At 64.5% G+C, this 8,583-nt stretch carries 11 protein-coding genes; all 11 read left to right on the top strand.

Features of this window, described 5'->3' with window-relative positions:
• The coding region (locus CHB90_RS26695; protein ID WP_089280418.1) for a hypothetical protein at positions 1 to 1,753 on the top strand (1,753 nt) is incomplete at its 5' end.
• 80 nt (positions 1,754 to 1,833) lie between these two features.
• Entirely contained in the window at positions 1,834 to 2,079 is a 246-nt protein-coding gene (locus tag CHB90_RS24920; RefSeq protein ID WP_089280417.1) for a hypothetical protein, read from the top strand.
• Between the two features lie 135 nt (positions 2,080 to 2,214).
• Positions 2,215 to 2,901: an RNA polymerase sigma factor gene (locus CHB90_RS24915; RefSeq protein ID WP_245823378.1), complete on the top strand. Its 687-nt coding sequence runs from the start codon at positions 2,215 to 2,217 to the stop codon at positions 2,899 to 2,901.
• 84 nt (positions 2,902 to 2,985) lie between these two features.
• On the top strand, positions 2,986 to 3,252 hold the full coding sequence (locus CHB90_RS24910) for a hypothetical protein (protein WP_212591657.1): 267 nt from the start codon (positions 2,986 to 2,988) through the stop codon (positions 3,250 to 3,252).
• 23 nt (positions 3,253 to 3,275) lie between these two features.
• Positions 3,276 to 3,659: a hypothetical protein gene (locus CHB90_RS24905; RefSeq protein ID WP_089280415.1), complete on the top strand. Its 384-nt coding sequence runs from the start codon at positions 3,276 to 3,278 to the stop codon at positions 3,657 to 3,659.
• Positions 3,660 to 3,703: 44 nt separating this feature from the next.
• Complete coding sequence (locus CHB90_RS24900; protein ID WP_089280419.1) at positions 3,704 to 4,192, top strand: hypothetical protein; 489 nt, start codon at positions 3,704 to 3,706, stop codon at positions 4,190 to 4,192.
• Positions 4,189 to 4,968, top strand: coding sequence for a hypothetical protein (locus CHB90_RS24895; RefSeq protein WP_085881021.1), 780 nt, complete (start codon positions 4,189 to 4,191; stop codon positions 4,966 to 4,968). Before CHB90_RS24900 ends, CHB90_RS24895 begins: the two co-directional genes overlap by 4 nt.
• Positions 4,958 to 5,440 carry a hypothetical protein gene (locus tag CHB90_RS24890; protein ID WP_085881020.1) on the top strand — a complete coding sequence of 161 codons (483 nt, stop codon included), beginning with the start codon at positions 4,958 to 4,960 and terminating at the stop codon, positions 5,438 to 5,440. Before CHB90_RS24895 ends, CHB90_RS24890 begins: the two co-directional genes overlap by 11 nt.
• Positions 5,437 to 6,318 (top strand): ATP-binding protein, encoded by an 882-nt coding sequence (locus CHB90_RS24885; RefSeq protein WP_089280414.1) that lies wholly within the window; start codon positions 5,437 to 5,439, stop codon positions 6,316 to 6,318. Before CHB90_RS24890 ends, CHB90_RS24885 begins: the two co-directional genes overlap by 4 nt.
• A 19-nt stretch (positions 6,319 to 6,337) precedes the next feature.
• Entirely contained in the window at positions 6,338 to 6,961 is a 624-nt protein-coding gene (locus tag CHB90_RS24880) for a hypothetical protein (RefSeq protein WP_089280413.1), read from the top strand.
• 12 nt (positions 6,962 to 6,973) lie between these two features.
• The coding region (locus tag CHB90_RS24875) for a DEAD/DEAH box helicase (RefSeq protein ID WP_089280412.1) at positions 6,974 to 8,583 on the top strand (1,610 nt) is incomplete at its 3' end.

Here is an 8,583-nt window from a genome sequence, read left to right as displayed (position 1 = left end):
AATCGACGAGACGGCACTGGCGGCCAAGATCAAGGGGGTGCTCGAGCTGAAACCCGAGATTTCCTGCACGGTGAAAGCGCTCGATCTGCCCGCAACTGAAACGCACCCCGCGTCGATCATGCTGATCGTCCGGCATGGAGGGCCGCTGTCGAGCGTCTATGACCATCGACACGACGGACGCAGGGGAACCATCTATTATCGCCCTCCAAACGAGGCGACGCTCATTTACACGCCGTCGCTCCGCCAGATTGAGGTCTGTGCGGACAGCCCTGTGGTGCGCCAGACGGTCAGCGACTCGTTCGCCGAAGTTGCCCTCGGCCACGACATCTCCCAGAAACCGCTGACCTGGAAGCGCTATAACCTCTCGCGGTTTCGGACGTCGCTTCGTCTGCAGCCGCCCGAATTGGATGGCTACGCATTTGGGTTTGCCCGTGTCGTGGAAGCCGAGATCCGGCTCGGCATCTGGCGCCGCAAGTTGCAGTTGAAGGTCACGGTCGATGACGACATCGCAGAGGTGGCCGACCAATATCTCGGAGCCAGAAACATATTCCGCCGTGCTGAAGCTTTCAGCCGGGTCGCCATCGCCGTCGCCTACAACCGGGTCGGCGACGAAAAAGAGCGGACGCTCAATCTTACGATCTCCGGCACGAAAAGCTGCAATCTGCAAAGTAAGACGGATCCCGAAGAGCGCGCCCTCGGATTCGCCCTCCTTAAGGAATGGGGGATCCTGAGCGCATTCCGACAGATCGCGTCCGGTGACCTGCAGGCGATATTTCCCCAACTGGTTCAACTCCATGACCGCATTGAAGACGAGGTCAGCGGCAGCTACCTCCTGGAACTCGGGCTCGACCCCAGCCGTCTGATCGAAGGCGGGCTGCTAGAGCGTCGCGACCGTCAGGATGTGGTCCTGATCGACGATGACGACCTCGACGGGGAAGGCACCGTGAAGCCGTCGGCGACAGAGGGCATGGTCAACACGGTGGGCCCGTTCGGCGAGGACGCAGGCAAGCGATCGGTGTCGGATGTCGAGATGTTCGCGATTAACGGCCAATGGCTTCACGAGACCCTCATGCGGCTGATAAAGCCGCTCTTGAGCAAGCGAACAGCCCAGATCCTAGACCCGGACCTGACCCTGCTCGGCGCAATGCAGGTGGATGGTGCCGAGGTGCCCGTCTATTTCGCCCGGCGCCTGAATGACCCGAAAACTGCCCAAAGGCTGGACCTGGCCTTGCGCGCGCGGAACACAGCTGGCGTCGGCATTATCCTCGCGGCAAGTGAGGAAATGCCATTGCACCTCGGCTCCAACGTCGTTGTGCCGCTACTGTCCCATCTCGCGTCGGCGGACGAGGATCTCCTGTTCTCGCGCGGCGGCATCGAACTCGCATATAGAAACAACATTTCGCTCGCTCGCGGGGGTGTGTCGCCGCGCGTCGTTCGGGCAGGCACGCAATCCGGTACTTTGTACATTCCGGGCAAGGAGCCGCTGCACCTCGCGGGGAACGATCAGCTGACAATCTTCGAGCGCCTTGTAGCTGCTTTCGTCAGCGGTAGTACGGACGTCTATGTCGGAGACCTGATGAAGGGTTTCGCGGCAAAGAGTCCTCAATCTGCGTTCCGCACAAAAATGTGGAAGGACATCGTCGATATCTACATCGGCAAGGGTGCGAAGCGTGGGTTCTGGCGCCTGATCACCACCGCGGTGCAAGCAGGTGAAATCGTCGACGCCGAGGACGATGCTGAAACTCCCGTCTAACGACGGTCTAACATGTCGTGAGAGACGGTCTAACAAACCGCTGATTATTGGAAAGGCTCACTCATCAGAGGAGCATTCCAATGCCGACTCCCGATACTTCCCGCCAGCTAGCCCAGATGAACTGGACCGGCGGCGCAGAGACGAAACCCACCACTTTGAGCCCCGAATGGCGCTGCACGCGCTGTGACAAGCTGCTTGGCGTCTGCCGGGACGGCCGTATGCACCTGCGTTTCGCGCGGGGCCACGAGTATTTCGTGGGCTTTCCGGTCGTGGCCACCTGCCGCGGCTGCGGCACGCTGAACCAGGCGACATCACCCGCGCGCTAAGGCGCGCATCTCACCATTTCCCTGAAATCGCAGAGACGCACGACGTCCTGACCTGGCCACAAAAAGGCGCTGGACGCCTGGCCGCAAGGCAGGCGTCCAATGTCTATCGCGTGGCACGAGATCCGTGATCACCTCATGTTTTCTTCTTCAACTCTTGGTTTTCAACACACCTTCGATGAGCTCCGGCGCAGCAGCGAGCCGCTCGCGCATTTCGCTGATCCGGCCGCAGTGCTGGACACGCTGCACGTCGGTTGCCGTGCGCCAGACGACAAAAATCGGTTGCTGGTTGCACTGGTCGCGGCCGCGCAGTCCGGCGGCGCGGCCTCCGATTGTGCCCTGACGCTGATGCTGCTGGCGCTCTGGCCGGGGCTGGATGCCGTTCGGCGCAGATCGATCTGGCGCAGGATCGGCACCGGCGATGAGGTTGCATCCGAAATCCTCGCACGGGCCTCGGAAACCATTCGGGGATTGGACCTGCGGCGGGTCAACTGGATCGCGGCAACCATCCTGCGGAACATCGAGCGCGACCTGATCAGAACGCGTCAGCGCGAGGACCGGCACCAGTACCTGCGCAGCGAGACCGATACGGACGATATCCCGATTGACGGGGGAGTGTCACAGGCCACTGCCAGCCCCGGACTGCTCCACGGCGATCTGGTCCGCATCATCGGCACGGATGCGGATCTGGTGATCCGTGTGGCCATCGACGGTTTCTCCCAGGCTGAGGTCGCATCCGAGATGGGGCTGTCCGAGGCGGCGACGCGCAAACGCTATCAGCGGGCGACCCGGCGTCTGCGCGACGTCCTGCAAGAATTTCGCTGACCGGATGTCCCGATCCCTGCGGCGCGGTGGCTTTTCCCATTCAGACGCCACCGCGCGCCCCACTCAAACCGAAAGTCGACCAGCATGATCCGCAAAGCCGACCTCTTGTCTGCAGACCTCAAGCGCATCCCCGGCCTCTACCGCCGCTGGGAGTTGCCGGAAATCCTGAAGAACCAGCGTGCCTACCGCATCGAAAATGCCGGTTCCCATCAGGACGGGACGCCACTCGTGGCGGTCTACGCCGAGGCCGACGCCGACACGGGTCAGCCGGACGACCAGCACAACGCCTCAAACCAAGACGCCGAAGCGGCCTCGGTCCCCGCTGGGACGATGTCGCGGCGGCCTGAGTAGAGGGGAAAGGAGGAGACATATTCATGGAAACCACACCCTTTATCACGGTTCGCGCCAGCCGACCGCTGTCCGAGATCGAGTTCTGTGCCTGGGTGGCGCAGGCCGTTCCCGGCGACCGTCTGGAATACCATCGCGGCTTTCTGGTGCTCGACGTTTTCCCGATGTTTTCAAAGCTGTCGAATGCGGCGCGCGCCGCGTTGCGCTGTCTTGGATCACGAGCTTTCTGGGCCGCGGAGCTGGGTCTCGTGCATCTCGTCCAAGAGCGCGTGGGGCCCGATCAGTTCGCCTACATCGCCGTCGCCCGGCCCAAGCCCAAAGCCGCTGCCGTCTCGCTGTCCGAGCTGCTGCTCGCCGAACAGGGGCAGCCCTGCGACGCCACCGGTTCGAGTGGCAGGGCTGCCGCGTGATGCCCGCATTTCAATCCCTTTTCACCAATCACGGAGGCCATTTCATGCCATTCCCCGAGAACACCCCGACGCCGGACGATCTACCGTCCCTCAGCGCAGCCGAGGTTGCTGCGCTGCCGGTCGAGTTGCTGGCAATCCTGCAGCGCGAGATCGACGAGCGCCTTAAGCGCGACAAGGCGGCCAAGACCCGCTTCGATGCGGGACTGGCCGTCCGCTATGCCACCCGCGCCGCCGAGGAACGGCAGTTGCTGGCCAAGGACACCGGCACCGTCCGCTTCGACGACGGTGATTTCACCGTGGTGGCTGATCTGCCGAAGCGGGTGGATTGGGATCAGGATCGGCTGGCCGATATGGTTGCGCGGATCCGCGATGCCGGGGACGATCCGGCCGAATATGTCGATCTCGCTTACAAGGTGCCGGAGCGCAAATACGTCGCCTGGCCCGAGGCCATTCGGCAGGGTTTCGAGCCCGCGCGCACCGTCAGGCCGGGCACGCTGAAGGTCGAGATCGTCCCGCAGGGGGGCGATCAATGACGGCGCTCGCGGCAACATCGACCCCGTCACAGGACCTTCCCAGCCTGATCGAGCGCGCCGCCAGCATGCTTTCTGGGGCGAAAACCGCCGCCGAGGTGCTCGAGGCGCGAGAGGTGGCCGGTCTGGCCTACGATGTGGCGAAACGCGCCGCCCGGTTGCAACGAGCGAAGAGCGCCCATGACGATCTCGTCGCGGCGGCGCATCGCGCGCAGGCCCACGCGCTGGAGATCGAGGCCCGCGCCAAACGTCGCCTCGCGGACGAATACGATGCCGCGCAGGCGCGGGGCGAGGTGGCTGGCCACGGCGGCGGGAGAAATTTCAAGGTTGCTAACGGCAACGTTGAAACCACCACGGCCGATCTCGGATTGCGCCGCGACCAGATCCACGAGGCCCGCCAGCTCCGTGACGCGGAAGCCGTCGATCCTGGCATCGTGCGGCGCACGCTGGATGAGCGGCTGGAGCACGGGGAAGAACCCTCACGCGCGGCCCTGCGCAAGATGGTGGTAGATGCCGCCATGCGCGGGATGCGCCCGCAGCGCCGCGCCAGCCGACGCAATCCTCTCTATGTGGCGCCCACGCCTGAGCAGGCGGCCTGGCGGCATGTGACGGGTGTCTTTCGCGCTTTCGCCGAATGGGCTTCCGACGAGAACCTCGCCCTTGCCCGCAAAGGCATGCGCGAGGCCGGCGACACCCCGTTTCACGACCTCGACGCGCGGGCCATCGCGCAGGGGTCTGCAGCTTTCACGACAATCAAGGAGTGGTTCGATGCTCGATAGCCAGACGGCGGCATTCGCCGAGCGGGTCTGGGAGATTGCCTCCCGGCTTGGAAACAACGCCCCGAAAATCGCCGATGAGATGATGGGAACTGCCTTTCCGCTGACCTGCACGCAGGCGCGGCAGGAGGGGGCGCTGCGGATGCTGCGCACCGGCATCATCACGGAGGTGAAGCGGATCCTGCGCAACCGGACCGACGGTCTGGAGCAGGCGGACTTTTCGGATGTCTGCGACGCGTTCGTGCCGCTGATCAAGGACCTGCGCTCGAAGACCTACTTTGTCGAAGGCGCCGAGGAATACGTCGCCATCCCGGATCTGATCGCCGAGCCCGAACTGCTCGACGACGCGCGGCGGTTCATGCGGCGCAAGGGCAAGGAATGCCTCGACGAGGCGGACCGTCTCGATGCGCTCTTTGCGGCCGTGACCAGCACCGACCCCGATGTGGAGCGGGCGCGTCAGGAGGTGCTGGCATGACCGGCGCGCTCCCCATCATCAGCGCCGACCAGCGGCTTGCCGAACCGCGCGGCATCAAGGGTTGCATCTTCGGGAAGAGCGGAATTGGCAAAACTTCTCTGCTCTGGACCCTCGATCCCGAGCGCACGCTGTTCATGGATCTCGAAGCGGGCGATCTCGCCATCGAGGGCTGGGCGGGCGACAGCATCCGGCCGCGCACCTGGACGGAATGCCGGGACTTCGCGGTGTTCATCGGCGGGCCAAACCCGGCGCTGCGCGACGAGCAGCCTTACAGCCCGGCGCACTACAAGGCGGTCTGCGACCGCTTCGGCGATCCGGCAGCGCTCGATCGCTACGACACCATCTTCGTCGACTCGATCACCGTTGCCGGGCGGCTGTGCTTCGGCTGGTGCAAGGGGCAGCCGGAGGCGCTGTCGGAAAAGACCGGCAAGCCGGATGTGCGTGGCGCCTACGGGCTGCACGGCCGCGAAATGATCGGCTGGCTCACGCATCTGCAGCACACGCGGGCCAAGAATGTCTGGTTCGTCGGGATCCTCGACGAGAAGCTCGACGACTTCAATCGCAAGATATTCCAGCCGCAGATCGACGGCTCCAAGACTGGGCTCGAGCTTCCGGGGATCGTCGACGAGGTGATCACCATGGCGGAATTGAAGGCCGACGGCGGCGAGCCGTATCGCGCCTTCGTTTGTCAGACGATCAATCCCTGGGGCTTTCCGGCCAAGGATCGCTCCGGCCGCCTAGCCCAAGTCGAAGAGCCTCATCTCGGCCGCCTGATGGCGAAGATTCGGACGGCAGCGACGCCTCCATCCGACCGCCTGACCTACACCCCGCCGCCCGTCGATCCGGCGGCCGCCGACCAATCCCAACCGCAATCCTGAAAATAGAAGGAGGTTCCCCATGGGTTCCTGGAACGATTTCAACGACGCGCAGAGCAACACCAACCTCATCCCCAAGGGCACTCTGGCCAAGGTGCGCCTGACCATCCGTCCCGGCGGCTTCGACGACGCATCCCAAGGCTGGACCGGCGGCTACGCCACGCGCGGCTCCACTGGGGCTGTCTATCTCAATGGCGAGTTCACCGTGACCGAGGGGCCGTACGCCCGGCGTAAGATCTTCACGCTGATCGGTCTCTACAGCCCCAAGGGGCCGGATTGGACCAACATGGGCCGCAGCCTGGTGCGCGGCATGCTGAACTCGGCGCGCGGCATCTCCGACAAGGACATGTCGGCGGAGGCGCAGGCCGCGCGGCGGATCAGCGGCTTTGCCGATCTCGACGGGATTGAGTTCATCGCCCGCATCGACATCGGCACGGACGCCAGCGGGGACGACAAGAACGAAATCCGCAGCGCCGTCACGCCCGATCATCGGGATTATGCGCAGGTCATGGGCACCGCGCCCCTGCAGTTCAGCGGTAATGCCGGACCCAGCGACGCCCCGCAGCAGTCCAGCACGGCATCTCCGCAGACCAACCAGCCAGCAGCCCACCCCGGTGCCCCCGGGCGGCCGAGCTGGGCGCAGTAAGGGGGATCGGACATGCGTCTGCGTCCCCGCCAGAAGACCTTCGTCGAGCGCAGTGTTGCTGCGCTCGCCTCCCGCGGCAACACGCTGGGCGTGGCTCCGACCGGAGCGGGAAAGTCCATTATGCTCTCGGCGGTCACCGGCGAGATGATCGGCGATGGTGCCAAAGCCTGTGTTCTGGCCCATCGCGATGAGCTGACCGCGCAGAACCGTGCCAAGTTCCAGCGTGTGGTGCCGGGCGTGGCCACCTCAGTGATCGACGCGACAGAGAAATCCTGGGGCGGCGCTGTCACATTCGCCATGGTGCCCACACTGGCGCGGGCGTCGAATCTGACCGACATGCCGCGCCTCGATCTTCTGGTGATTGATGAGGCGCATCACGCGGTGGCGGACAGCTACCGCCGGATCATCGACCGGGTGCGCGATGCAAATCCCGACGCGAGGGTGTTCGGGGTGACGGCAACGCCGACCCGGGGCGACCGCAAAGGGTTGCGCGAGGTCTTCGACAATGTCGCCGACCAGGTGCGTTTGGGCGAGCTGATCGCCTCGGGCCACCTCGTGCCGCCACGGACCTTCGTCATCGACGTGGGTGTGCAGGAGGAATTGAGTTCCGTCCGCAAGACCAGCGCCGATTTCGACATGACCGAGGTGGCGGACATCATGGACCGCGCGCCGATCACCGAGGAGGTGGTGCGCAACTGGCAGGAAAAGGCCGCGGACCGTCCGACCGTGGTGTTCTGCTCGACTGTGGCCCACGCCTCGCATGTCGCCGAGGCTTTCAACGCCGCCGGCATCCCCACCGGCCTGATCCATGGCGATCTGCCCCGTGACGAACGCCACAATATCCTGGCGGCCTTTGCCCGCGGCGAGATCCGCATCATCACCAACGTGGCCGTGCTCACGGAAGGGTTTGATCACCCACCCACCTCCTGCGTCGTGCTGCTACGGCCTTCATCCTACAAGTCCACGATGATCCAGATGGTGGGGCGTGGCCTGCGCACCGTGGACCCTGCCGAGCACCCGGGCGTGGTCAAGACCGACTGCGTGGTGCTGGATTTTGGCACCTCCAGCCTGACCCATGGCACGCTGGAGCAGGACGTCGATCTCGACGGCAAGACCACCAGCGGCGAGGCCCCGTCGAAAACCTGTCCGGCGTGCCAGGCCGATATTCCACTGGCATCGCGCGAATGCCCGATCTGCGGCGAGGTGTTGGTCGAGGACGAAGCCGAAACCCGTGAGGGAGCCCTCGGTGGAGCGCTCTCCGACTTCGTGATGACGGAAATCGATCTGCTGAAACGCTCCAGCTTCGAATGGGTCGATCTCTTCGGCACCGAGGATGCGCTGCTGGCCACGGGGTTCTCGGCCTGGGGCGGCGTCTTCTGGCTGGATGGCCTCTGGTACGGCATCGGCGGTGCACGCGGGGTGCAGCCGCAGCTTCTGGGTATCGGAGAGCGCAGCGTCTGTCTTGCGCAGGCCGATGACTGGCTGAACACCCAAGAGACCGACGAAAGCGCCTTCAAGACACGTGCCTGGCTGACCCAGCCCGCCACCGAAAAGCAGCTGCAATATCTCTCGCCCGCCGCGCGTAGCGATTACGGCCTCACCCGCTACAAGGCCTCGGCCCT

The sequence above is a fragment of the Antarctobacter heliothermus genome, from assembly GCF_900188425.1.
Taxonomy (GTDB): Bacteria; Pseudomonadota; Alphaproteobacteria; order Rhodobacterales; family Rhodobacteraceae; genus Antarctobacter; species Antarctobacter heliothermus.
Note: the sequence above shows the minus strand (reverse complement) of the source record. Positions and strands in the feature narration are given on the sequence as shown.

Excerpts from the sequence above, each read along its gene's own strand:
- CHB90_RS24905 (WP_089280415.1), top strand. The coding sequence starts at position 3,276 with ATGGAAACCACACCCTTTATCACGGTTCGCGCCAGCCGACCGCTGTCC.
- CHB90_RS24900 (WP_089280419.1), top strand. The coding sequence starts at position 3,704 with ATGCCATTCCCCGAGAACACCCCGACGCCGGACGATCTACCGTCCCTC.
- CHB90_RS24920 (WP_089280417.1), top strand. The coding sequence starts at position 1,834 with ATGCCGACTCCCGATACTTCCCGCCAGCTAGCCCAGATGAACTGGACC.
- CHB90_RS24915 (WP_245823378.1), top strand. The coding sequence starts at position 2,215 with ATGTTTTCTTCTTCAACTCTTGGTTTTCAACACACCTTCGATGAGCTC.
- CHB90_RS24885 (WP_089280414.1), top strand. The coding sequence starts at position 5,437 with ATGACCGGCGCGCTCCCCATCATCAGCGCCGACCAGCGGCTTGCCGAA.
- CHB90_RS24880 (WP_089280413.1), top strand. The coding sequence starts at position 6,338 with ATGGGTTCCTGGAACGATTTCAACGACGCGCAGAGCAACACCAACCTC.
- CHB90_RS24895 (WP_085881021.1), top strand. The coding sequence starts at position 4,189 with ATGACGGCGCTCGCGGCAACATCGACCCCGTCACAGGACCTTCCCAGC.
- CHB90_RS24890 (WP_085881020.1), top strand. The coding sequence starts at position 4,958 with ATGCTCGATAGCCAGACGGCGGCATTCGCCGAGCGGGTCTGGGAGATT.
- CHB90_RS24910 (WP_212591657.1), top strand. The coding sequence starts at position 2,986 with ATGATCCGCAAAGCCGACCTCTTGTCTGCAGACCTCAAGCGCATCCCC.